At 50.1% G+C, this 24,630-nt stretch carries 22 protein-coding genes; 9 read left to right on the top strand and 13 right to left on the bottom strand.

Translation table 11 applies throughout. The features are described 5' to 3' along the window. The first annotated feature begins 193 nt into the window (after positions 1-193). Positions 194-1,348: an HD domain-containing phosphohydrolase gene (locus AC2T0J_RS01450; RefSeq protein WP_489808435.1), complete on the top strand. Its 1,155-nt coding sequence runs from the start codon at positions 194-196 to the stop codon at positions 1,346-1,348. Positions 1,349-1,402: 54 nt separating this feature from the next. Here AC2T0J_RS01450 and glnG read toward each other — a convergent pair whose 3' ends face one another. The 4 genes from glnG to glnA form a co-directional block, all read right to left on the bottom strand. Continuing rightward, positions 1,403-2,815, bottom strand: a complete 1,413-nt coding sequence (gene glnG, locus AC2T0J_RS01445; protein WP_489808434.1) for a nitrogen regulation protein NR(I) — start codon at positions 2,813-2,815, stop codon at positions 1,403-1,405. Further along, on the bottom strand, positions 2,815-3,894 hold the full coding sequence (gene glnL, locus AC2T0J_RS01440) for a nitrogen regulation protein NR(II) (protein WP_489808433.1): 1,080 nt from the start codon (positions 3,892-3,894) through the stop codon (positions 2,815-2,817). The genes glnG and glnL overlap by 1 nt, the downstream gene beginning before the upstream one ends. 141 nt (positions 3,895-4,035) lie before the next feature. After that, positions 4,036-4,542, bottom strand: coding sequence for a DUF4124 domain-containing protein (locus AC2T0J_RS01435; protein WP_489808432.1), 507 nt, complete (start codon positions 4,540-4,542; stop codon positions 4,036-4,038). 77 nt (positions 4,543-4,619) lie between these two features. Beyond that, positions 4,620-6,029 carry a glutamate--ammonia ligase gene (gene glnA / locus AC2T0J_RS01430; protein WP_489808431.1) on the bottom strand — a complete coding sequence of 470 codons (1,410 nt, stop codon included), beginning with the start codon at positions 6,027-6,029 and terminating at the stop codon, positions 4,620-4,622. Positions 6,030-6,437: 408 nt separating this feature from the next. Here glnA and typA point away from each other — a divergent pair, with 408 nt between their 5' ends. The 3 genes from typA (at position 6,438) to AC2T0J_RS01415 (ending at position 9,936) form a co-directional block, all read left to right on the top strand. Then, positions 6,438-8,267, top strand: a complete 1,830-nt coding sequence (typA, locus tag AC2T0J_RS01425; RefSeq protein WP_489808430.1) for a translational GTPase TypA — start codon at positions 6,438-6,440, stop codon at positions 8,265-8,267. Positions 8,268-8,379: 112 nt separating this feature from the next. Further along, positions 8,380-8,766 (top strand): response regulator, encoded by a 387-nt coding sequence (locus tag AC2T0J_RS01420; RefSeq protein WP_489808429.1) that lies wholly within the window; start codon positions 8,380-8,382, stop codon positions 8,764-8,766. A gap of 39 nt (positions 8,767-8,805) precedes the next feature. Further along, the gene (locus tag AC2T0J_RS01415) at positions 8,806-9,936 is read left to right on the top strand and encodes a MalY/PatB family protein (RefSeq protein WP_489808428.1); all 1,131 of its coding nucleotides are present in this window, start codon (positions 8,806-8,808) and stop codon (positions 9,934-9,936) included. Positions 9,937-9,981: 45 nt separating this feature from the next. On the opposite strand, the gene AC2T0J_RS01410 is transcribed toward AC2T0J_RS01415, so the two are convergent. After that, entirely contained in the window at positions 9,982-11,166 is a 1,185-nt protein-coding gene (locus AC2T0J_RS01410) for an Nramp family divalent metal transporter (RefSeq protein ID WP_489808427.1), read from the bottom strand. Between the two features lie 102 nt (positions 11,167-11,268). On the opposite strand from AC2T0J_RS01410, the gene AC2T0J_RS01405 reads away from it, so the two are divergent. Further along, positions 11,269-11,892 (top strand): UPF0149 family protein, encoded by a 624-nt coding sequence (locus AC2T0J_RS01405; RefSeq protein WP_489808426.1) that lies wholly within the window; start codon positions 11,269-11,271, stop codon positions 11,890-11,892. Between the two features lie 9 nt (positions 11,893-11,901). Here AC2T0J_RS01405 and AC2T0J_RS01400 read toward each other — a convergent pair whose 3' ends face one another. The 3 genes from AC2T0J_RS01400 to AC2T0J_RS01390 form a co-directional block, all read right to left on the bottom strand. Then, positions 11,902-12,090 (bottom strand): hypothetical protein, encoded by a 189-nt coding sequence (locus AC2T0J_RS01400; protein ID WP_489808425.1) that lies wholly within the window; start codon positions 12,088-12,090, stop codon positions 11,902-11,904. 75 nt (positions 12,091-12,165) lie between these two features. After that, positions 12,166-12,594 (bottom strand): CopD family protein, encoded by a 429-nt coding sequence (locus tag AC2T0J_RS01395; protein ID WP_489808424.1) that lies wholly within the window; start codon positions 12,592-12,594, stop codon positions 12,166-12,168. 14 nt (positions 12,595-12,608) lie between these two features. Continuing rightward, positions 12,609-14,285: a chloride channel protein gene (locus AC2T0J_RS01390; RefSeq protein ID WP_489808423.1), complete on the bottom strand. Its 1,677-nt coding sequence runs from the start codon at positions 14,283-14,285 to the stop codon at positions 12,609-12,611. A gap of 153 nt (positions 14,286-14,438) precedes the next feature. Here AC2T0J_RS01390 and AC2T0J_RS01385 point away from each other — a divergent pair, with 153 nt between their 5' ends. Then, complete coding sequence (locus AC2T0J_RS01385) at positions 14,439-15,149, top strand: DUF6776 family protein (protein WP_489808422.1); 711 nt, start codon at positions 14,439-14,441, stop codon at positions 15,147-15,149. Between the two features lie 28 nt (positions 15,150-15,177). Here the strand turns inward: AC2T0J_RS01385 and AC2T0J_RS01380 are convergent, their stop codons facing one another. The 4 genes from AC2T0J_RS01380 to AC2T0J_RS01365 all read right to left on the bottom strand — a co-directional run bounded on the left by AC2T0J_RS01380 (position 15,178) and on the right by AC2T0J_RS01365 (position 20,618). Continuing rightward, positions 15,178-16,707, bottom strand: a complete 1,530-nt coding sequence (locus AC2T0J_RS01380; protein ID WP_489808421.1) for a PH domain-containing protein — start codon at positions 16,705-16,707, stop codon at positions 15,178-15,180. 2 nt (positions 16,708-16,709) lie between these two features. Beyond that, a complete protein-coding gene (locus AC2T0J_RS01375) occupies positions 16,710-17,249 on the bottom strand; it encodes a PH domain-containing protein (RefSeq protein WP_489808420.1) in 540 nt (179 codons plus the stop codon). Between the two features lie 86 nt (positions 17,250-17,335). Beyond that, positions 17,336-18,115: a phytanoyl-CoA dioxygenase family protein gene (locus tag AC2T0J_RS01370; protein WP_489808419.1), complete on the bottom strand. Its 780-nt coding sequence runs from the start codon at positions 18,113-18,115 to the stop codon at positions 17,336-17,338. 28 nt (positions 18,116-18,143) lie between these two features. Continuing rightward, complete coding sequence (locus AC2T0J_RS01365) at positions 18,144-20,618, bottom strand: CHAT domain-containing protein (RefSeq protein ID WP_489808418.1); 2,475 nt, start codon at positions 20,616-20,618, stop codon at positions 18,144-18,146. A gap of 179 nt (positions 20,619-20,797) precedes the next feature. Here AC2T0J_RS01365 and erpA point away from each other — a divergent pair, with 179 nt between their 5' ends. After that, complete coding sequence (erpA, locus tag AC2T0J_RS01360) at positions 20,798-21,142, top strand: iron-sulfur cluster insertion protein ErpA (protein ID WP_489808417.1); 345 nt, start codon at positions 20,798-20,800, stop codon at positions 21,140-21,142. A 60-nt stretch (positions 21,143-21,202) separates the two neighbouring features. Further along, on the top strand, positions 21,203-21,775 hold the full coding sequence (locus AC2T0J_RS01355; protein WP_489808416.1) for a glutathione S-transferase family protein: 573 nt from the start codon (positions 21,203-21,205) through the stop codon (positions 21,773-21,775). Here the strand turns inward: AC2T0J_RS01355 and AC2T0J_RS01350 are convergent. Next, entirely contained in the window at positions 21,772-22,734 is a 963-nt protein-coding gene (locus AC2T0J_RS01350) for a D-2-hydroxyacid dehydrogenase (protein WP_489808415.1), read from the bottom strand. The genes AC2T0J_RS01355 and AC2T0J_RS01350 overlap by 4 nt on opposite strands. Before the next feature lie 102 nt (positions 22,735-22,836). On the opposite strand from AC2T0J_RS01350, the gene AC2T0J_RS01345 reads away from it, so the two are divergent. Beyond that, entirely contained in the window at positions 22,837-24,618 is a 1,782-nt protein-coding gene (locus tag AC2T0J_RS01345; RefSeq protein ID WP_489808414.1) for a trans-sulfuration enzyme family protein, read from the top strand. Positions 24,619-24,630 lie beyond the last annotated feature (12 nt).

The raw sequence follows: 24,630 nt of genomic DNA, 5'->3' as shown, positions 1-24,630 counted from the left end.
TTTTGTATCAGTACAAGGCTGTGTTTCATCTTGGCTGGGCGGGCTAAAAGTATCCACGATCAAAAATCTCGTGCTATGCTAACTGTCATATAAACATAGTTTTAATGTCGTGTTTCGCCACCGGAACTGTCGAAAAGGTCTGGTGACTAGCTAGCAGTCTAAAGCGGCATTTATCATTTGAGTTGTCTAAACAATGCAGACATTTATCCCTGAAGACCTTGAACCCGAGATCCTCACTGATCTGATTGAAGAGATTAATGAGCTATACGAGGCCAGTGAACAAACGTTAATCGAGCTTGAACTCAAACCTGAGGATAACGAACTTCAGCGGGCGCTGTTTCGTTCGGTGCATACCATCAAGGGCGACCTGGGCTTAGTCAACTTTTCTCCTATCATTCCGTTACTTCAACATGTCGAGGATTTACTGGATTATCTGCGTAAAGGTCAGGTGGACTACACCAGTATAATGAGTGATCTGGTGCTGTTGACTATGGACAGGGTTAAACAGTTTGTAGAGAGCGTAATAGCCTCTGGTCGGGCTGAATATGATGGTGTCCTGTATCAGCAACTGATTATGGCTATTACTCGTATCACTCCGGAAAATCACAGCGACCACGACCGCTTGTTAAGTGAGGCAGTACTGTTGCTCAACCCTGAGCTGGATCAGCCGCGGGCACAGGCACAACCGAATAGTCCTCAGACGCCAGAAATCCTGGCTCAGCCGAGTGAACCCAAACTGTCAAAGACCGGTGTGCCAAAAGATATAAGCGCTGAAAAGCGACTGGATATTCTGTTTTTCCGCGATCTGATGCAAACCATTGAGAAGCGCTCCGAGGAGTGGGTAGGTAAGGGTGACCGAATCGCCAAGCTTGCTCTATACGTGAACGATATCGCCGGTAACCCGATTGAGGAAGATCAGCTCGCCGTTGCCTGTTACGTACACGATTTTGGTATGGCGTTTATGCCGTTAAAACTGCTGCATAAACAACAGGCTTACACCGATAATGAATTTAACCTGATGCGTTCCCATGTATATAAAAGCTCCCGCTTGCTGGAGCATCTGGATCAATGGGATATGGCCCGTAAAATTGTGATGCAGCACCATGAGCGTGCCGATGGCAGTGGCTATCCACTGGGCTTAAAAGATGATGATATCTGTGATGGTGCCAAACTGCTGGCCATTTTGGATACATTTGATTCCATGACGCACTGCCAGTCACGTCAGGATAAACCGCTGTACTCTAAAAAGCAGGCGGTGGTGGCGTTAAACCGCTATAACCAGAATAAATTTAACGCCGCCTGGCTGAATTACTTTAATCAGGCGATGGCCCGCGTATTAACCCGCTAGCCTGACAAACCCTGAGCTGGCGGTTACAGACAGCCCGCCGACTCAGCGCATAATCTACCCTTCGATATCCAGTTCTTTGAGCTTTCGGGTGAGTGTATTGCGACCCCAGCCAAGGCGTTTGGCGGCTTCCTGCTTGTGCCCGTGGGTGTAATGTAATGCTCTTTCGAGCATGATTTTCTCAAAGGTCATCAATGCATCATCGAGGATATTATGCTGACCATCCTTAAGCTGCTTGTCGACCCAGACTGATAGTAGCTCCGTCCAGTCACCACTTTGTGGTGCATTCTTTTCAGCACCGTTATCGGCATGAATTTCCGGCGGTAAGTCGGAAGGCAGTACTTCCTGACCAGATGCCATGACGGTTAGCCAGCGGCAAACGTTCTCCAGTTGTCGCACGTTACCAGGCCAGGGCAGTTGCGCCATCACCTTTTCGGCTTCTTTACTCAATACCTTGGTTTCCACATCCAGCTCTTTTGAAGCCCGGCGTAAAAAGTGGTGGGCAAGTAACGGAATGTCCTCACGACGTTCTGATAACGATGGAATATGGATCCGAATAACGTTCAGACGGTGGAATAAATCCTCACGGAATCTGCCTTCAGCCACCCGTTGTTCCAGGTTCTGGTGGGTAGCGGCGATGATCCTGACATCAACGGTTACTGACTGATGGCCGCCCACGCGGTAAAACTGGCCGTCGGCCAGTACCCGGAGTAACCGGGTTTGCACATCCAGTGGCATATCACCAATTTCATCCAGAAACAGTGTGCCGCCATTGGCTTGTTCAAAGCGGCCCTGCCGGGCTGTCTGGGCGCCGGTAAAAGCGCCTTTTTCGTGACCAAACAATTCAGACTCAACCAGATCGGCCGGGATAGCTGCCATGTTCAGGGCGATAAACGGATTAGCCGCACGCGGGCTGTGACGATGCAAAGCGTGCGCTACCAGCTCTTTACCCGTACCGGACTGACCGTTAATCAACACGCTGATGGATGAGCGGGACAAGCGGCCAATCGCTCTGAATACTTCCTGCATGGCCGGTGCCTCACCAATAATTTCGGTGGCAGACTCTTGCTGCGGGACCTGGATAGTGCGGGATTGTTCCCGAGCATGTACCAGTGCACGTTCGACCAGGGTGACCGCTTCGTCAATGTCAAATGGCTTGGGCAGATACTCAAAGGCGCCGCTTTGGTAAGCATTTACGGCACTGTCTAAGTCAGAGTGGGCGGTCATAATAATAACCGGGATCATCGGTGCGATCTGATGCACTTCATTAAGTAGCGTCATACCGTCCATCTGCGGCATGCGGATGTCTGACACAACCACTTCGGGGTATTGGCCTGACTCGAGCTGCAACAGTAAATCCTGAGGGTTTTCAAAACTACAACAATCGATATTTGCGGTTTGTAGGGCTTTTTGCAGTACCCATCGGATAGAACTGTCGTCATCAACAATCCATACAGATTCAGTATTCATTATTGTGACTCCTTACGGTCGATTGGCAGGGATAAGATAAACTCTGTATGGCCGGGTCGGCTATCAACTTCAATTTTTCCATCATGGTGATTCACAAGTGTTTGGGCTATGGATAGACCCAGTCCTGAACCAGAGTCTTTGCTGGTGACCAGGGGATAAAATAACGTGTCCCGAATTTCGCTGGGAATACCCGGACCGTTGTCGATGATTTTAATTTGCGCCGCCAGCGGATGCCGGTGGCCATGAATGGTCAGTTGTCTCTCAATGCGGGTAACCAGACGAATTTGCGGGTTGGGCGTTTTCGAATCCTGCAGTGCCTGCACCGCATTTCGAACAATATTAAGCACTGCTTGTTGGAGCATATCCGGGTCGACTCTGACCTCAGGAATGCTGGGATCGTAATCGCGGATAATTGCAATCGCCTGAGTGGTGTCGGCCTTCATTAAGCTGCGTACTTTTTCCAGTGGGCGATGAAGGTTACACCATTCAAGTCGGGGTAAAGAATTAGGACCAAGTAAGCGGTCTACTAGATTGCGCAAGCGATCTGACTGTTCGATGATTAGCTGAGTAAACTCTTTTTGTTCATCAGACACCAGCGCTTTCTCGAGCAATTGTGCAGCCCCCCGAATACCGCCTAAAGGGTTTTTAATTTCATGCGCCAGGCCGCGGATCAGTTCACGGGCGGCATAATGCTGGGCGTGTTGCTGATTTTCCCGGGATATGCGTTTTTGCTGATCGATTTTTTTCACTTCGAACAGCAGTGTGGGGCCATCTTCGGTGCTGAGATTGGTTACCGTTAAATCGGCCAGCACTACCCGGTTATCGCGAAAGTACAACTTAATTTCGTTCTCAGTAAAGTCTTCACCGCGACGAAAAGCGGCGCGGAGCCTGGCTTTGTTGATGGTGTTTGGCACAAAGAAATCAGCCAGCGGCTGACCGTAAAGTTGCTTGGTGCCCGTTGCAAACAATGCCTGTCCGGCATGGTTGGCATACACAATACGCAGTGAGTTATCGATTACAACCAGCACTGTGTTGAGGTTTTCGAGCAAGTTATTGGTATCAAACGGCGTGGCGTGCATGCCGGGCTTTCTCCAGTTGCACCAAAATGGTGCCTTATTGTTTCAGTCTGCTATCAGATGTGCAATGACTTTCCGATTAAAAGTCTGATTGACCCCCCATGGTGCGCGGGATCCCTAGCTTGCACTGTAATAACCACTTTACTAATTGTTGATTAAACGTGATGCCTGATGCAGGTAAAAAGTTTGTGGGGAGGTAGATGCAAGAGTCTTGCCTGTATTGTCTGTATGGGTGATATAAAATGTGTGGGCACCGCGGTTGATTCCCTGTAGCTGAAACACCGCACTGGATTGTTCTTTTACCAGGGTATCGTTGATGAAGAGCTTAAATTTTCCTTGCTTGTCTGCATTACGCACATTTGCGGCTATGGTCATATTACCGGCGTTGTTGCGGACTGTGGCCTCGGGTTTCGGACTAACCACCTCGATAACCGGCTTGGGTTGACTGGTCGTACTGGTAGTTGTGGCAGGCCGGACTGGTTGCGGCGCTGGCAGACTCATACGGTTATCCGGGCCAAGTTCGACCGGCTCTGCGTTGACTACCGGTTTATCGGTATAGGTCACCGAGCCGTCTTTGTTGACAACTTTGTAGATTTCCTGAGCGTAGCCTGGCGTGACACACAAACTAAGCATTAAAAATAATCTCAGCATGCCTTTGATTGTAGTGATTTACGGGTAAAAAAAAAGCCCGCGAGGCGGGCTTTGGGTATATATCTTAATACAACGTTTTATACGCTGTAGTACATGTCGAACTCAACAGGGTGAGTTGTCATGTTCAGTTTGGTGACTTCTTCCATCTTCAGTTCGATGTAAGCATCGATCATGTCGTCAGACATTACGCCGCCAGCAGTTAAGAACTCACGGTCGTTATCCAGTGCTTCAAGCGCCATTTCCAGTGAGCTTGCAACCGTTGGGATAGCCAGTGCTTCTTCAGCCGGCAGATCGTATAAATCTTTATCCGCTGCATCACCAGGGTGAATTTTGTTCTTAATACCATCGATACCCGCCATCAGCATGGCAGTGAATGCCAGGTATGGGTTAGCAGTCGGGTCAGGGAAACGTACTTCGATACGACGCGCTTTATCGCTGGTTACGTAAGGAATACGGATTGAAGCTGAACGGTTACGTGCAGAGTATGCCAGCATTACCGGTGCTTCGAAGCCTGGTACCAGACGCTTGTACGAGTTAGTCGATGCGTTAGCGAAAGCGTTGATAGCACGGGCGTGCTTGATGATACCGCCGATGTAGTACAGCGCTTCTTCAGACAAACCTGCGTACTTGTCGCCAGCGAAGATGTTTTTGCCATCTTTACCGATAGACTGGTGACAGTGCATACCTGAACCATTATCACCAACCAGTGGCTTAGGCATGAAGGTCGCTGTCTGACCGTAAGCGTGAGCTACGTTGTGAACAACATACTTGTAGATCTGGATTTCGTCAGCTTTGGCAACCATAGTGTTGAATTGACAAGCAATTTCGTTCTGGCCAGCCGTTGCCACTTCGTGGTGGTGAGCTTCAACAACCAGACCCATTTCTTCCATTACCATACACATCGCAGCACGCAGGTCATGGGCTGAATCTACTGGTGGTACCGGGAAATAGCCGCCTTTAACGCCTGGGCGGTGACCCATGTTGCCATCAGTAAATTCAGAGCCTGAGTTCCACGCTGCTTCTGAGGAGTCGATTTTGTACATTGAGCCAGACATATCTGTGTGGTACTTGATGTCATCAAACAGGAAAAACTCTGGCTCCGGGCCAAATAACACGGTGTCACCGATACCGGTAGACTTAAGGAACTCTTCAGCGCGGCGTGCGATAGAGCGTGGGTCGCGGTCGTAACCTTCCATAGTTGAAGGCTCTACGATGTCGCAACGAATATTAACCTGTGTTTCTTCAGCAAACGGGTCAATAACGGCAGTTGCAGCGTCAGGCATTAGGATCATGTCTGATTCGTTGATTCCTTTCCAACCAGCGATTGAAGAGCCATCGAACATCTTACCTTCTTCGAAGAAATCGTCATCTACGCATGATACAGGGATAGAGACATGTTGCTCTTTACCTTTAGTGTCGGTAAAGCGAAGGTCTACAAACTTGGCTTCGCTTGATTTAAGTAATTCTAATGCCTTCTCAATTGACATCGTGTCCTCCAGGTTGTTTCGTAAATTTGATGTTCGGGGAGCCGAACAGTCAGGTGGAAAAATCGTAAGCGATATTCATGCCAGCTGCTTGTAAAGGCTGAACAACGCAATATTCCGGGCTGTCGTCAATTTGCATAACTCGTTCTGCACTATTATGGTGATTTTGCGCTTGTTTTTGGTGCAGAGGGACGCGGCGATAACGCTTTGTTTCCCTCTAGCATTCTTTCACTGCCAGCGGGCTTAATCAACAGATTAATTTTTCTTTAAACATAAAAAAACAGGCGCAATGCAGTGAGAATTTCTGTACAATCCGCGCTCATTTCCTTTTATCTGTACGAGAAAATTGCAAAATCTCTTTGTTGCATCGGTAATGATGTTGCGTGGGAGCGTTTTGCGGGTTGAAATTCAATGAATGTAACTGACATCAATAAGCTAAGAAATATCGCGATCATCGCGCACGTTGACCATGGTAAAACTACCCTGGTAGATAAACTGCTGCAGCAGTCTGGTACTTTAGAAACCAGAGGCGAGGCACAGGAACGCGTGATGGATTCTAACGATATTGAAAAAGAACGTGGTATTACCATCCTGGCGAAAAACACCGCCATCAACTGGAACGATTACCGCATCAATATCGTAGACACTCCCGGACACGCCGATTTCGGCGGTGAGGTTGAGCGCGTAATGTCAATGGCTGACTCGGTACTGCTGCTTGTTGATGCGCAAGAAGGCCCTATGCCGCAAACGCGTTTCGTAACGCAAAAAGCATTTGCCCAGGGTTTAAAGCCGATTGTGGTAATCAACAAAATCGACAAACCTGGCGCGCGCCCTGACTGGGTAATGGATCAGGTTTTCGACCTGTTTGATAACCTGGGCGCCACCGACGACCAACTGGATTTCCAGGTGGTTTATGCCTCAGCACTGAATGGCTGGGCGTCACTGGACGCTGATGAGCCAGCAGAAGATATGACGGCGCTGTTCCAGACTATCATTGATCAGGTGTCACCACCGGATGCTGATATCGAAGGCGCGCTGCAGATGCAGATCTCGCAACTTGATTACAACTCCTACGTGGGTGTAATCGGGGTTGGCCGTATTAAGCGTGGTAGCGTAAAGCTTAACCAGCAGGTGACTATCGTTGGCGCGGATGGCAAGAAGCGTAACGGTAAAGTTGGCCTGGTATATGGCTACCTTGGTCTGCAACGTCATGAAGTAGAATACGCGACTGCTGGCGATATCATCGCTATCAGTGGTCTGGGTGAGCTGAAAATTTCTGACACCATCTGTGATATCAACACTGTTGAAGCCTTACCGGCGTTAACCGTTGATGAACCAACGGTCACCATGACCTTCCAGGTCAACACGTCGCCGTTTGCAGGTAAAGAAGGTAAATACGTGACTTCACGTAATATCCTTGAGCGTCTGCAGGACGAACTGGTACACAACGTTGCTCTGCGTGTTGAGGAAACCAGCGATCCGGATAAATTCCGCGTATCAGGCCGTGGTGAACTGCATTTAGGTATCCTGATTGAGAATATGCGTCGAGAAGGTTACGAGCTGGCGGTATCACGTCCTGAAGTAATCATCAAAGAAGAAGACGGCCAGCTGCTGGAACCGTTTGAAACGCTGACCATTGACTGTGAAGAGCAGCATCAGGGCTCTATCATGGAGCAGTTGGGTCTGCGTAAGGCAGAAATGACCGACATGTCACCGGATGGTAAAGGTCGTGTACGTATCGACTTTATGATCCCCAGCCGTGGCTTAATTGGTTTCCAGACTGACTTTATGACACTGACCTCAGGCTCAGGCTTACTGTACCATTCATTCGACCACTACGGTCCGCATAAAGGCGGCGTAATTGGTAAGCGTAAGAATGGTGTATTGATTGCCAACGCTAACGGTAAAGCGCTGACTAACGCCCTGTTTAACCTGCAGGAGCGTGGTCGTTTGTTTATCGGACACGGCGTAGAAGTTTACGAAGGAATGGTTATCGGTATTCACAGCCGTGACAACGACCTGACCGTAAACGCGTTAAAAGGCAAGCAGCTGACTAACGTTCGTGCTTCCGGTACTGACGAAGCGCAAACCCTGGTACCGCCGGTGAAGATGTCACTGGAACAGGCGCTTGAGTTTATCGACGAAGACGAACTGGTAGAAGTCACGCCAGAAAGCATTCGTATTCGTAAGAAGCTGCTGACCGAAAACGACCGTAAGCGGGCATCACGCGCGCCAAAGTAATTCACTGCTTGCAAGTGAAACGTTGAATGGTTCAAGTAAAAAGGCCGGTTGTTAACACAACCGGCCTTTTTCTATTAAAATTATAGTCAGACTATTTTTTTAAAGATGGATCATGCAACCACTTAATATCGCTGTCATTGACGACGACGAAATCACGCTTGAACTCATCGTTGATGCACTGGAGTCTGAGCTGCCGGTAAATGTTGTTAGCTTTTCCAACAGTGCATTGGCGCGTGAATTCCTGCTTAAACAAACATCCGATTCACTCGACATAGTAATTAGTGATATGGTGATGCCCGGATTTGATGGGCTGGCCTTACTGCGGGACGTTCGATCGGCAGATTTAATGTTTCCCTTCATCTTTATGACCGCCTATGAATCCAGACAAACCAAATTGCTTGCCCGTCAATTAGGTGCGGTTGCCTATCTGGTAAAGCCTATTGTGCGCAAAAAACTGGTTGGTCTGATCAAGCAAACTATGTCGTCATATGCAAAATAGTGGTGTATGCCGCTTTCTCCGAATTAAAAGGTAGCAACATTGAGTCAATTTGATAATACCCCCGATCGTCGTGACTTTTGGTCTTTCAAATGGCAAAAATACGCGGGGCAGGATGTCATTCCCTGTTGGGTCGCCGATACCGAATTTCGCTGTGCGCAGCCTATTCTTGAGGCGATTCAGAAACAAACCGAGTACGGCAATTTAGGTTACTCACTACCGGCTCAGCATCAGCCTGCAAATCAGGCCGTGATGCGCTGGCTTAAAGATAAGCACGACTGGGCCATCGAAGCCGACTGGATAGTCTGGACTCCTGGCGTAGTACCGGCCTTTAACGTGGCCATTAAAGCCTATTGTGAGCCGGGTGATAAGGTACTTATTCAAACGCCTAATTATCCGCCCTTACTGGCAGCGCCGGGATTGAATAATACCCAGCGGATAGACATTCCCACCAAACGGGAAGCCGGACGCTGGACCATCGACCTGACTGCGCTGGAAGAACAGGCCGCGGATCAGCTCTGTAAGCTGATGATTCTGTGTAATCCGATGAATCCGGTTGGCTCGGTGATGACAGCGGCAGAAATAGATGCTGTTGCGGATATTTGTGCCCGCCATAACGTGACGTTGTGTTCTGACGAGATCCACTGCGATCTTATTCTGGAAGAGGGCGTGCATCATATCCCGGCCGGCCGCGTTGAACAGTTGGCTAAGCGCAGTGTTACCCTGATGGCGGCCAGTAAAACCTTTAATGTGGCTGGCCTTGGCACCTCTTTTGCGATTATTCCGGATGCCTCTTTGCGCCGCAAGTTTACCCAGGGGGCCGCGGGGATTGTGCCCTGGGCAAATGTCATGGGGCTGGTGGCCTCTGCAGCGGCCTTTACGCAATGTGATGACTGGCTGGCTGAGCAGATTGCCTATTTGCGCGGCAACCGCGATTATCTGGTTGAGCGTATCAACGCCATTGATGGCCTTGAAGTGGTGTCATCAGAGGCCACCTTCCTGGCCTGGATTGATGCTACCGGACTGGGGGTGGAAGATGTGCTTAAATGGTGTGAAAGCAAAGGCGTCGGACCGTCTCCGGGCCGTGATTTTGGTGAGTCTGGGTTCTTCCGGATCAACTTTGGTTGCAGCCGCGCCATGCTTAAAGATATTCTCGACCGATTAAGCAGCTAGTTTCGCTTCTTGGTTGGGACCCGGTAGCTATCCGGGTCCCGTTACCTACATAAGTTTTTGCCAGCTAAGCCAGCCAATTAAGCCCACCACAATCAGCCCGGCAACATTTGCACTCCAGTGGTTTTTCAACAAACCTAACTGCGAGTGGCGATTCATCATAAATAACAGCAACAGGGCAATAATGGGTAACAACAAGCCATTAGCAGCCTGGGCAAACATAATAGCCAGCAGAGGTTTAGTGCCGCTTAAGGTAAACCCCACGCCGATAAGGATAATACTGAGCCAGACCGCCCTGAACCAACTACCACGCATGTCAGACGGTTTGTTTAAAGCACCAGTAACGGCATAAGCCGCCGCAAGGGGGGCGGTAATGGCACTGGTTAAGCCCGCGGCAAACATACCCAGAGCAAAAAACAGTTCGGCGAATTCACCTAACAGCGGCGCAAGTTGTTTTGCCAGATTACCCGCATTTAGCGCCTCGGTCTGTCCGTAAAAAGCCTGCATGGCAGTGGCCATAATAAACAGGGTTATCAGACCGCCTACGCCAATGGCCAGCGCTGACTGACGACGATAGTAGCCGGCAGGTTGCGAGCTATCCTGTTCACTTTGTGCGATCAGGCTAGCATGCAGAAACAGATTATAGGGCACAATGGTGGTGCCGATCAGAGCCAGAATGGTGGTAATGCTGTTCATGGAGGCCACCGGCGCGAACACTTGGTCTGCCATCGCTCTCCAGTCTGGCTCACTGACCGCAAAGGTGACGACAAATACCATGGCCATAATGGCAACCAGCATTACCAGAACGGTTTCGATTAGTTTATAGTGGCCGCTTCCTAGCAGCACGATGGCTAAACCACCGAGCAGGCAGCTCCAGGCCGGGATGCCAATGCCAGCAATATTGTTCAGGCCGATGGCGGCACCGGTCAGGTTGCCCGACTCATAGGCAGCATTACCGACACCAATTGCGCCGACAACCACCAAAGATAGCAGCGCACGGACAACCGGATTGGTAATCTGCGTACGTAACGCCTCACTCATACCTGAGCGTGTGGCATAGCCCAGTCTTACCGCCATGTCCTGCAAAATAATGGTGGCCAGCACGGAGAATACTAAAGCCCAGACCAAATGAAATCCAAAGTTAGCACCGGCCAGACTGGCCGTGGAAACGGTGCCGGGGCCGATAAAGGCGGCGGCAATAATAAACCCTGACTTGGTTCGGCGTTGCGACATGTTACACTCTTGTTATTATTTGATGTACGGGCACAAGTGCTGTGAGCTATTACGCTCTGTGTCAAAGTACATTAACACCATTTAGTATCTTAGGGGAATGGCATGGTTGGCAGCAGGACTGACTATGAAAAATTGGCAATGGTTGCCGTATTACCTGAACAGGCATATCTGGAAGGGCTCATTTTTGGTGTAGCAGCCTGCCCGGAAATCCCTATGCCTGAGCAGTGGATGCCCTGGTTAATCCGCGCGAATGCGAACACCGCTATCAGCAAGCATCAGGCCGATGAACTGGCCGATTATCTGATGGGCCGGTTACGGGATACGCTGGACAGCATGCGTAAAGATGAGCGCTTGCTTGCTGAAGCGTATCAGTGGCGCGGCGAAGGGGGGCAACATGACGAGTTACAACAGTGGCTGAAAGGTCTGCTAACGGCCCACCAGCAACTGGAAAAGCAGTGGCAGCAAGCCTGGCAATTGGGTGAGCAAACATTGGATTTGCCAGCCCTCTCTGACCGGCTTAACCGATGTTTAAAGTTATTTAGCACCCTAGCCGACCCGCAATCGAGGTTGCAACAAACACCGCCCGAAAAACGACAGCAGCTGGCAGCTGGTTTGCCGCGTCTGGCGGCAAGTTTGCCGTCGATGCTAAATGAATATGTAGCGATAAGCGGTGAATTAGTGCAGGTACTGCCTAATCAGTTTGAGGTGGTCCCAAAGACAACCTGAGAATATAGCTTAGCGGACTTTGTGACTATTACGATACTGAAGTTGTTCGCGAAACTTAACCACGTAGCGATCAAGCTCCATCTTTGCCTCATCATAGGCTGACTGACGTTCGGAGGACGCCGGTTCATCCATCAGCGCGCGAAAGGCTATGTCGGTTTTATGCAGCAGTTCCTTCAGTAACTGGTTGTTTACATCCATTTAAATTGGTCCTTTAAAACACCACGACTTCCATTAGGGGGGTGTGGGTTGTCAGGGCTTTATAGCGGTCTTGCCCTAAATAAATTTTACCACCGCCAGTAATACCACAGCGAGCAAAATCAGTACAGGTGCTTCATTTAAAATACGGAAATAGCGCGACGAATGCATGATCTTATCGGCTGCAAATTGTTTAACCAGTGACCACAGATAAAAATGATAAACGTACAGCAAAGCGACCAACACTAGCTTAATATGCAACCAGGTCGATGCGGCAAACCATGCATAGCCATAAGTGTAGATGAGAGCCAGACCAAATACCAAGGTTAACAGAGCAAAAGGGGTAACAAACAGCCACAGTCGGCGTTCCATTACTTTAAACTGGTCTTTCACCGCCTGTTCACCGGTTTCGGCATGGTAAACAAACAAGCGGGGTAAATAAAAGATACCAGCAAACCAGGCCACCATAAAAAAAATGTGCAGGGCTTTTAACCACAGTATTGTCATCGTATTGTCTCTTATTAAAACTGAGCGCGTTGCAGAAAACTCTGCAACCGGTTCCAGGTGATTACGCCGGTGATTTTTGCCGGATCATCTTCAAAAATATAAACCGCCCCCGAACGGGTGCTTTTCAGCAGCTCATAGACTTCCGCCAGGGTTGCCTGGGCTGATACGCCCTGCATTGCCTGATAGCTGATGGGGTGAGCATGACGGTCCAAACTGACATCATAGTGTACCCAGGAGTAGTGAATATCCTGTTCGAAGCGATTCTGTTGAATAACCGTTTGGGTTGGATTGTTCGACAGCACTTTCTCCAGGGCCGCTTCAGGTGCATCATAAAAGAGCTTGAAGTCCCTTTCCATAGCCGCCAGTACGCCGGTCTTCTCCAGCGCCTCGCGAATAGAAGTAATGGCATAAGGGAGCTTCTGAAAATCCAGTTGCTGAATGAAAATAGAGCGGTTGCCCAAAAACTGGGTGGCAGTGACGTAAGCTGGTACGATCACTAATATCGCGGGTAAGATGATTTCCGGCCGGTAGGACAACTCCATCACCGCCGACAGGGCGGCCAGCGGGGCGTGCAGTACGGCGGTAAGCATGCCGGCAATGCCGAGCAGAGCAAAACTGGAGGTAAAATCATCCAGCGGTAACCAATGGGCTACGGGCAGCAGTAAAACGGCACCGGACAACATACCCAGTACCATCACCGGGCCAATAATGCCGCCTGGGATACCAAGGCCAATAGCGAAGGTGGCCAGCAGGAATTTCATTAACAGAATCTCAAGCAGGATCAGCGCCGTGGGATGAGTAGAAAACAACGCATTGACATCTTCGAAATTGGCGCCAAGGGCTTCGGGTAATAATGCACCGCCAATGGCTGTTAAGAGTCCGGCGAGTAACAAACGCCAGACCATGGAGACTTTACGGAAGGCTTTCATCACTGACATCAGTAACTGATTAAACAAAGTGGCCAGCACACCGAGCAGACAGCCAAATACAATCAGGTACAGATACAGCCACTGGCTGAACGATGAAAAAGAAAAGTAGGCTAGTTCGTTACCTTCGCCAAACACGATCCGGGTGATCACGGAACCACAAGCCGCCGCCAGCATTACCGGCACGAAAACGTGAATTTTATATTCTCTTAATACCACTTCCATAACAAAAATGACTGCCGCAAAAGGGGTATTAAAAGAGGCTGATATGCCCGCTGCAATACCACAACCCGCCAGGGTACGAATGCTGTTTTGAGGCAATCTAAGCGCCTGACCAAACAAACTGCTACCGGCCGCGCCAAGGTGAACTGACGGCCCTTCCCGGCCAACTACAAAGCCGCCGGCCAGCGCCAGCATTCCGCCAAAAAACTGATTAACGGTCGTGCGCCAGGGGATATGGCCGTAGTGTTGCTTTACGCGGTGAATGACGAAAGGAATACCCAATCGGTAGTGCTTAAAGCCGGTCAGAAAAGCAATCAGCAGAATAGCAATAACGGCTGAAATTGGCATGACTACCCACACCCATTTAGCGCTCAATCCCCACTGCTGTAACAGACTAACGCCTGAGGTTTGTAACCAGTCTATGCCTAAACGAAAAAGGACAATAAGCAGCGCTGACGTAACACCAGCAATGATCCCAAGCAAGCAGACCTGAACGGAGGTGCGGGGGTGAGCCAGTTCTTGTCGCAGTGCGCGCAATTGCATAAATAAGGAAAGCTGGTAAGGAATAGCTAAATAGTATCACAAGTAGTTGGTTTGCAAAGCAATGGTCTGCCTATGGCGGGCATAAACCGAGGAATATTTGAATAATTGCGGTAAAACGGGCAAAGTTCGGTTTTTAGTTCCACAGTGATTGCCATGCACTTATCTGAAATACCTCAGAAGCTGGGTCAGACCCGCACTATACTGCTGTTAGGCGCCAGTCTGCTGGCGATGCTGGTCTTCGGGATGTTTCTTGCCAACGCAGAGCGTGGCCAGCTAGTCGATGAAACCCGACAACTGCAACACTCCATCAGCAACCTGCAAACCGAGAATGAACAGCTTCAGACCCAGGCTAATCAACTGGACGTGAAGCTTGAACTGGCCGAAATGCGCGCCGAGCAGCTCAAGGAGGAAGTGGTGCGCCTGGAAGAAGTCATCTTTAATCTGCAAAAAGATAAGGCGTTTTATCAGCATGTGATTGCGCCAGAAACGACTCAGGACGGCTTTTTTATTGATGGTCTGGAGCTCTTTCCGACGACGACCGATGGTTACTTTAAAGCGACCATGGTGTTACTGCAACAACGCGCGGTGAGCGCTATTGTTCGCGGCGATCTTAAAGTCGCGGTTACCGGCATTCAGAATGGCAAACATCGTATTCTCACCTCTGATAACAATGGCATTTTGCCAGAGGGAAATGTGACTTACGGATTTAAATATTTTCAGCCGGTGACTTTATACCTGCAACTACCGGAAAACTTTGCGCCTGAAAGCATTGAGTTTACTACCACGGTTTATCAATATAAGCGGCGCCGGGGTGACTATCAGCGCAGCTACAACTGGCAGGATATTCTGGTGGCTGAACAGTAAGTGCAGACGCCATCCCCGGTGGTGGTAATTACATCCAGCCGGGCTTTTTCACCTCGACTTCATATAAAACCCTGTCAATCAGTGGTGAAGCGAAATCGGTGGCAACAAAGGGGACTTTTACTCTGCCACTGGCCAGCACAAAACCTAAGGTGCTGAGCCGGCGACGGCGCATAAACAGGCTTTGTCTGACCTCAACCTGTTGCACCTTAGCAAGCGGAAAGCACCAGTAATCGATGCCTATAATCCCTTTACGAACATAAATGTAGTTAGCGTCACTGGCAATTCCCCAGCGCTGCCAGTGAAGGTATGTCAGGGTTGTCATAGCACTCAATATCAGCAGGATCGGCAATGCACCTGCCGCGCCAAGTACCTTAACGCAGACGAAGCCAACCAGGGCAGTAAGTGGTAGGATCTTCAGCATCAACTGGCGCCAGAAGTAGCGTATATGGATCGGCTCGAAATTCATATGCCGGGCTTGCTGCGCTGAGAAGACATTGCTGGTTAGCTCATCTGACTCGGCAACAGTCACCGACGGCACCAGTAGCTTATGGGTTGCCTTGAGTTCGTTGGGGTTAGTCCGGCCGGTGACATTTTGTTCAAAGTAAAGATTGACCCGGCCGAGTAGTCGGTCGAGCCAGTCTTGTTGCTGACGGGCAATCTGCACTCGGGAGCGTTTCATACTGACTTCCTGACGGTTCAGCAGACCACTCTTGCGAATGTATTTATCGCCTTGCCGGGTGAGGCGGTAACCATAAAACATCAGCACACTGCCACCTATGGAGAAGAGCGCCATCAGGATCAGCAGTACAATGGCAATCAGAACGCTCATCACACCTACATACCATAACGCCACCACCTGCTCACCGAGCCAGGCTTCCGCCTGTGGGCGCAGGGCATTCATCTGGCGAAAAATAACCCCGGAGATTTGTTCATAAAAAGGCGCCAGGGTGCCCAGTACAATCCACACCCTGTTGTTGGTAATGCCATGCAAAATCAGGTCGCGAATGGAACGTTCGTTAAGTAGCTGCTCGTCTGTAGTCGGTAATGTTGGTGTGTCCTCGGTTACCAACTGTTGACGATGTGCACGCATTACCGTTTCTTTTAAAAACTGTGCGTACGCTGAGGTCACCCCGGCAAACAGGGCTTCCTGTTTAGCGGAGCCAGCGGTGTCCAGGGTGACGATACGTAAATCATTAAAGCGAAAATAAAAGGGCTGATCGAACTTCACATTTTGGATCCGCTCATAGGGTAGATCAGTAAAGGTGCGGTCCAGCACACCGGAACGGATAGCTATGCCTTTATCCGTTACCGTAAACTGAAAGAAATAATATTTCAGGACCGACGAAATAGCCCAGCCCCCACCCATTACCAGTAGCAACAGGGGAAAGTACTCAGAATCAATCAGTTTATGACCACCCACAACATAGGCAGGAACAATATAAATGGCAAAGCTGACCGACTGCTTTAATTGCAAAAACAAGAAATGCAGAACCGACCAGGGCGATAACCGCTGCCACTGCGTTGACGCTGTCTGTACAGATTCTGTTGAGGTTGTCACGACTAATCCCGGGTGAGGTCTGAATGGTTCAACACAAACTGGCGCATTTTCTCGGCCGTCTCCTCGGGCAGTCCCGGAATAGCCAGAGTATGGTCGCTACCCCCGGCTGAGTAGACTTTCAGTGTTGCCAGCCCGGCCAGCCGTTCCAGAGGACCCCGTTGAATATCAATATGCTGGATCCTTAACATGGGTTGACAGATGACCTTTTTAAAGATCAGTCCTTTAAACAGCACGATGTCCTGTTCTCTCAGAGTGTAATAAATCAGCCGGTCGGCAAAATAGTGGTAAGTAAATATCAGCCCGCCGAGGAGGGCAGTGAGCGCGGCCGCAACCTCAATAGAATATTCCAGTTCTACCGGCAGGATAAACCATGGCTGATAAGCCACCATCATTAAAACCGCAAAGACAAGGAGCGAAATAACCAGCGTTACTGTCAGGTTCAGTTTGCGGTAACCGGGCGAAATCGGTTCGCTTGGCAGTTTACCCAGGCAGGGCAACTCCTGGGTATAAAGCGGATGATTAGTGACTGATGGATGTTCCATAGTAGCAACGTTATTTAACCGGGATTGACTTACCTCTACTATACCACTGCCGAAAAGCGGTGATATATCCGCGCCGGGTTAAATTGTTACGGAGTTTGTCGTAGGGCGTTGCGGCTGGTCTCAAAGGGCGCGGGAAAGTCGAGCTCGTCGAGGATCGCCTCATCGGGTAAACAGTTGGCGTCCACGTATTGCAGGAGATCCGGACGTACTTCACAAAACAGCACATCCAGGGCAAAACGATTATTGCCGTATAAACCGCGATGCATCATAGCGGCATCGAAAATCAGTAAATCGCCGGCGTCGAGTTTTATTTGCTGACCGCGGGGTAAGTCGTGATGAGACTCGCGGCCATTGCGAGCCAGCCGGACGTTGAGTTCTTCCGAATTGTCCCAGTTGCTATGCGAACCGGGAATAAGTTCGATACCCGGTTCATCATACAGTGCTAAGCGATAATGCAGTACACGGGTTGAGCCGAGTTGTGCTTGCTCCTCCTCCGGCGAGTAGAGGTACTGGGTATCCCGGTGCCAGTAATTTTTTTGCTGTGGGTTATGCGGGTCAAAAAATAGCTGGGTATTCATAAATGCAGCACCATCAGACAATAATGGCTTAACCACTGACGCCATTTTGGCAGAGCCAATAATGGTGAACATTGCGGAGCGGTCTTCGCCTGACATGCGCTCAGCATGGGTAAGGTAGGCGGAGTTTATAGCCCGTTGCCGATAAAAGCCCTGATTTTCCTGCCGCCATTGCTGGTGAAAGCGAGCGGTGATCCGGCGCAACTGATCAAGCTCCTGCCCGGCAAGAAAAGCCTGCCTGTAAACGTACCCCGATTGTTCATATTGTGTGGCGATATCTGCACTGGCCAAGGCTAAAACTCCTTTTTAGCGACGGGGTTTATTGCCCGCCAGTTAACTGAAACGCGGCCCAGTAAAAGGGATGCGGGTACAGCGCGCGGGTATCCTGCTGCGCTGCTGTCAGTGCTGAGCTCGGCGCTTCAGACTGCAAATAAGTATAAAAGCGGCTCATCAGATAAGTGGTGGCTTCGTCAGGCACCTGCCACAGGCTACTCACAATACCGTTGGCCCCGGCAAACAAAAAACCCCGGTTTAAGCCCACCACATCATCACCGGCTGAGATACCGCCTAAGCCCGTTTCGCAGGCCGACAGCACCACCAGGTTGGCATTAAGGCTTAAGTCGTAAATTTCAGGCACTGTTAGGAAGCCATCGTTGGCAGCATCGGCAGCCAGAAGCAGCTGCGACTGCAGCGGCGCATCAGGATTAAACACGCCATGGGAGGCCAGATGGATAATTTGAAAGCGGTCCGACTGTTTTTTTAATAAGGTTTCAGACGCCTGTGCGCGACTAAAAATCTGACTTTGTGGCCAGAGTTCCCCGATTTGCTGAGCTTCGCGCTGAGCGCCGGGCAAATCCAGTTCCGGCGCGTTTAAATCTGGGTTGGCCAGCGCCAGCAACTGTTCACCAGCTACCTTTTCATCGACAAACTGCAGTACCGAGGCCGCGGGCAGCAGGCGCAAACTAAACTGTTCGCTAAGCAGGCGATTGTCGGGAGTGGTAAGAATATTAAACGGCAGGTAGTGAAGCGAGCCGTGGGGCACGATGGTAAGCGTTTCGGTAGTGCTGAGTTTGTTGGCTACCGGTGCAATTAAATGGGTGTAAAGCTGCGCAGCCTCTTTTTGCCAGGCGTCGCTGGCACTCTGAGTAATGGCATTCCGCAGGGCTGTAATGGTTTCTTTCAGGGGCGGCATCGGCTGAGAATGCACGGTCAGCGACGTGGCCGTCACTACAAACGTGAATAACTCCGGCTGACGCCCCTGACTGAAAAAATACAGCAGCAGGGTTTGCTGTTCCTTCAACCGGCTTTGAATCGCAGAGAGTGAGGGCGGTGACACAGTGAGCAGGGCAGCAAGCTGCGGCGTGTTTTGTTCTATGGTTTTCAATTGCACGGTAATGCCGCGTTTGGCTTCGTTGCTGATGCCGCCGGCACTCACGAGCGTTTGTTGTTCGATGGACTGTAATGACGTTAGGGCTTGTTCAGTAGCGGGCGGCAGTTGGTTACCAAAGCGCTGTTTGGTGGCGAGTAAATCCACCAGGGCACGGGCCTTGGCGCGCTCCACATAACGGTATGCCTCATTAAAGCGCTGCGCTTTTACTAGCAACGACACCAGATCACCATAGACGGCCTGTTTGTCATTCACAAAGCCTATGCGCCCGGCCTCGGTATCCATGCTCTTACGCTGTCGCTCAATAACCTCAATTGCCTGCTGGTAATAGTCGATAGCCTGAGTTTTATTGTCCTGTAAGTCGGCAATGCGGCCCAGCCCATAAAGTGCCTGCCAGTATACAGTGCCGAAGCCTTTTACTTTAGGCTCGTTAATAATGGCTTGGTAACCCTTTTGTGCCGCCGCGAGGCGTCCGGTTTCAAGCTCTGCCTGATGGCGCATAAAGCGCGGTTCAAACTCAGCGGTAAAATTCAGTGCGGTTTTATAATCGGTGTCGCCGTAGGCATCTACCATAGCGGCATACATGACCGGTCCGATTATATCCAGCGCGGTACTCAAGTCATCGAGAAATTCATACAGGGTGTTTTTCTCGATAATGGAAGCCTGATAAGCCTTTTCAAACTCCCCCAGGGTTAAATAGATACGGCCCAGCCACAGCGCTTTAGCCTGGGGAAGTCGCCACTGCGCGGCATTGGTCGATGAGGCATCAACGGCAGCAATTTCACTGGCATAATGGTTAGCCTGCTCAGGGGCGTTATTGCGGGCAGCCATCAATCCCAGTGTGCCAAGTGCCAGCACCTGATGTTTTAAACGATAGATATGGCTGTAGCCACTTTCATCGTAGCCCGCAATTGGCGGGTATTTGTCGGTATAGTCGGTGCTGGTTACAGCCAGTGGGTAGGCGTAGGTTGTGGTCAGGTTATAAAGTGAAGTGGCAAGCGTGTGGGCGTTCTTCAGGTTTCCCCTCGCCATAGCTGCTTCGAGCTTTAGTTCGGTGATCATGCCCTCACCAAAGGCGCCGGGGGCAATAAACTGCGTATCAAACCAGCCCTGTACCAGATACAGTAAGGTGTTGTCGGCGTCTTCGAATCGCTTATCGAGCTCGTTGAAGCACCCATCAATTGGCGTAAATACCCGGCTTTTCACAAAGCTCTGACAATAGGCCCACAATTCATTGGTGGGCAGTGACAACAGTTCGGGCGTTTGCTGCCCCTCATCAGCAAGGGTTTTATAATCCCCGCTTAAGGTTGAGCGGGTAACATTTGAAGTACACCCGGTAACAAATACTGCAATAACAAGGAGTAAAATACGACGCACGGCAATCACCTTATTCGGCCTGTCTGTCAAATTTAGTCATAATCCCGGCGACAGTAAACCCACGACTGCCAGAATACGTATAGAAAACGAAGCGTATTTAGTGGTCGGCGGCGGTCAGAACAAGACTGACAATAGTTGATGTATTTACTCAGGTATTAGATAATAGCGCTATTGATTGCCGAGTATGGTCGGCCAGGATTGAGGTGAATATGTCGGTAGAAATGGCGTTACCCATTGATTTTTCAGACGCGGCAGCATTGAAAGTCCGCGAATTGGTGGAAGAAGAAGAAAATCCAAACCTGAAGCTGCGGGTCTATGTTACCGGCGGCGGTTGTTCGGGGTTTCAGTACGGTTTTACTTTCGATGAGAAAGTGAATGAAGGCGATATGGCCATCGAAAAGAACGACGTGACACTGGTTGTGGACCCAATGAGCCTGCAGTATCTGGTGGGCGGCACGGTTGATTACGTAGACGGCCTGGAGGGCTCACGGTTTCTGGTTAATAACCCGAATGCCACAACTACCTGCGGCTGCGGGGCCAGCTTCAGCGTTTAATGATTGTAAAGAAAGCAGCCTCAGGGCTGCTTTTTACTTTCGTGTACAGGGATAAACTCTATGAAATTGTATGGCTCTACCACCTCACCCTATGTTCGTCGTATTCGCTTGTTTTTATCCGGTAAAGGCTATGAGTTTATCAATATGGATATTTTTGCCGGACCGGGTCGCGAACTGCTGAAAGCCAAGAATCCGACCTTAAAAGTACCGATGCTGGAAGACGGCGAGTTAATTATCTATGACTCCAGAGTCGTGTTTCGTTATCTGAGTGAAAAGTTCGCACTGGCGCCCCTTAGCTGGCCGGAAGAAAATCGTCTGACCCTGATTGATGCGGCTAACGATACGTTTGTGCAGCTGATGATACTTAAGCGTTCAGACATTGCTAACCAACCGGACAAACTGTTTTTCAAACTCAATAACGAACGCGTAGAAACCTTGCTGAGCACGCTGAATGGCGAAGTGGAAGCGGGCCATTTCTCACAATGGGATTATCCGGCAATCTGTTTATTCTGTTTATTAGACTGGGTAACTTTCAGGGAATTAGCCAGCTTCGATGCTTATCCTGCGCTACAGGCCTTTTGGCAACAGCAGCAAACACAGGCCGATATCGCCACTACCGATCCGAGGGATTAATATCCCCGGTCGAAGTTAAAAAGGTAGGTGAGCGGGGCGTTTTCAAGAAACCGAATAAGGTTGTTTCTGAATATCATCGCTACGTCCTGCTCTCTTGAGATAGCTGCGGTATGCTGGGTGATGTAAGCATTGGGTAATGTCCAGTAAGGGTGATTGTCGGCTAAAGGTTCGTCCACAAACACGTCGAGTACGGCAGCGCGCAGTTGCTGTGTCGAAAGCGCAGTAATTAGAGCGGTATCATCGACTACAACACCTCTTCCGGCGTTGATCAGAATACTGTGCGGTGCCATCGCCGCTAAAAACTCAGCATCAATGAAATGGCGGGTGGCGGGTGTGTCGGGCAGCAGGCACAGCACAAAGTCACAGGCGGCGGCAAAGGCGAGTTTGTTATCGGGCATAAACATTTGCGTATAGTCAGCTGTGGCGCTGCCACGGCGATTAAGCCCCACTACTTTCATATCAAATACCGTTGCCACATCCACCAGGCTCGCTGCAATGTCACCGGCTCCGGCAATGCCAAGCGTTTTTCCTGCCAGGGCGTCGAAGCCCGGGGGCTGCCATTTATTCGACGGGGCTTTCTCCGCACGGGTAAAGGCTTCTATGTTGCGCGCAAAATACAACAGATAGGAAAATACGTATTCGCGCATTTGCTGATCGAATATCCCCTTTACTCCGGTAAGCTGATAATCCCGTTTGCCCGCTCTTAACAACGGGGCATTGCCGGCAAAGGTTGATTGCAGCCAGACTAATTGTGGGCATTGGTTAACGACCTGTGCCAGTAAATCGGGATCGCCCAGTGCCAGCTGGACGTGCTGACAATCAAACTGTTCAGGGTCATCGGTGGCAACCGACAACCGGACGTTGTCAGGCAACTGGGGCGCAAGAAGCTCGGCATAAACCTGGTGATCCCGGCTTAAGATGCTGAATTGCCAGGCGGCAGATGACGTAGAAGTGGGCATAAGTAAAGAAAAGTTTCCTATTTGTGATTTTTATGTGAATTATATTCCTTAATTTTGTTTTTAATCCGAATTATATTCAGGTTAAAGCAAAAAGGAACTCATATGAAATCAAACTCATCATTCTCTGTGGAGACCTGTCGTCCACTGTCACCCCGTCGCCATACCAGCGACGCGAACTCGGTAGAGCAACTGGTAGAAGAACAACTGGCGCATTTTAACATTCGTCCCGATACCGCTTACGGACAGGCGCTGGCCGACACCGCTCGTCATCTCTATGGCGCGCAGCAGAGCGTCCAGCAACTCTGGCAGGTTACACGAGATACGCTGGAAAGGTTAGATCAAACCGACAAGCTGAGTTATTTCAATGCTAAAAAGTTCTTATCGTTTCAGATAGCCAAAGTACTTGATACCCTGCAAAACCCCTTTCGCCAAACCTGGCAGAGCCTGAATAAATCTGCGCCTCAGCATTATCCGATTTTTGACAACGTGCCAGCACTGTTCTCGGCGACACCAGCGGTAGTAAAGACCGCAACCTATGTTTATGCCTGTACCGAGTGGATTGAAGATGCTTTTGAAGGCAAAGAGTCGACCCATCAGATTTACAGCCGGTTAATGAACCCGACCAATATTTCCCTGGCTAACGCGATTGTTGATCTGGAGGCGGGTGATCAGGCAAGCGCATACCTAGCGTGGAATTTTAACTCCGGCATGGCGGCTATCGATGCACTGTTATCAAACCTACTAAGCCACGACGATATCCTGATTGTGTCACGCAATGTGTATGGCGGCGTGTATCAGTTACTGCACGATTACTTTGCCCGCGAGAACCGCTTAAATGTAACACTGGCCTGGTTCGACGGCTATTCGGCCGAAGAATTTGCTGACCACCTTGCTCATGTACAACAGCAGTATGCCGATAAACTGGCCGGCGGTAGCCGTTTGCATGTGTACATTGAATCGCCCTGCAATCCCCATGGTCTGGTGCTGGATGTGCCTGGGATCTGCAAACTCGCCCATGCTCAGCAACTACTGGTAATGCTTGATTCCACCCTGGCTACGCCAGTGCTGCATAAACCTCTGCAACATGCCGATAAACACTGCCGGCCGGATTATGTGGTACACAGCTATACCAAGGATATCTGCGGGACCGGTACCACCACGGCCGGGGTGGTGATTGGCGAAAACCACCGTATGTTCCAACCCAAAGGCACCAGCAGTGAGGGGGTGGACTGGTCGCAGACGCTGTTTTGGGATGTGTATTATATCAAAGGCGCATTCCTTGATTCAGAGAAAGCCTTCGATGTGCTCACCGGTATGAAAACGCTGACACAACGTATGATCACCAAGGTGATTAACACCCAGGTGTTTACCCATTTCCTGGACTCCCATCCGCAAATCAAAGTGAATAGCCATGCCCTGAGTCATCACGAAAATGCCAGCCTGCGCGAGAAGCTGCAAACTCATGGCTGGCCCTGTGCTTTGTTTACCGCTGAGCTCGATTTGCCAAAACTCGACCGGGTGCAATTTGCGCGCTTCTTTGACTCGCTGGAACCGGCATTCGGTCATCAGATCAGTATCGGCCAGACCAACACATTAATCTTGTGTCCGGCATTAACTTCCCATTCAGAAATGAGTCGTGCAGAGCAGCAAAAAGCCGGTATTGCGCTAACCACCATGCGTATTGCCATGGGCTGCGATTGTGTCAAATCACTCATTGCGCATTTTGTGCTGGCGCTAAAACAGGCCATTGACCCAATTCATCCCGGGTTCAGTGATGGCTTTATGCCAGCAGCACGTCTGGATGAATTACATCAGCGTGTCGCGGCAGATGTTCATAACCAGCATTACAGTACACAACCGTCATTGGTGGACATGTTGACGTAGCGGATTAAAACG

The organism is Alteromonas sp. ISO5 (assembly GCF_058105165.1).
The sequence above is the reverse complement of the archived record's forward strand: the minus strand, read 5'-3'. Positions and strand labels throughout refer to the sequence as shown.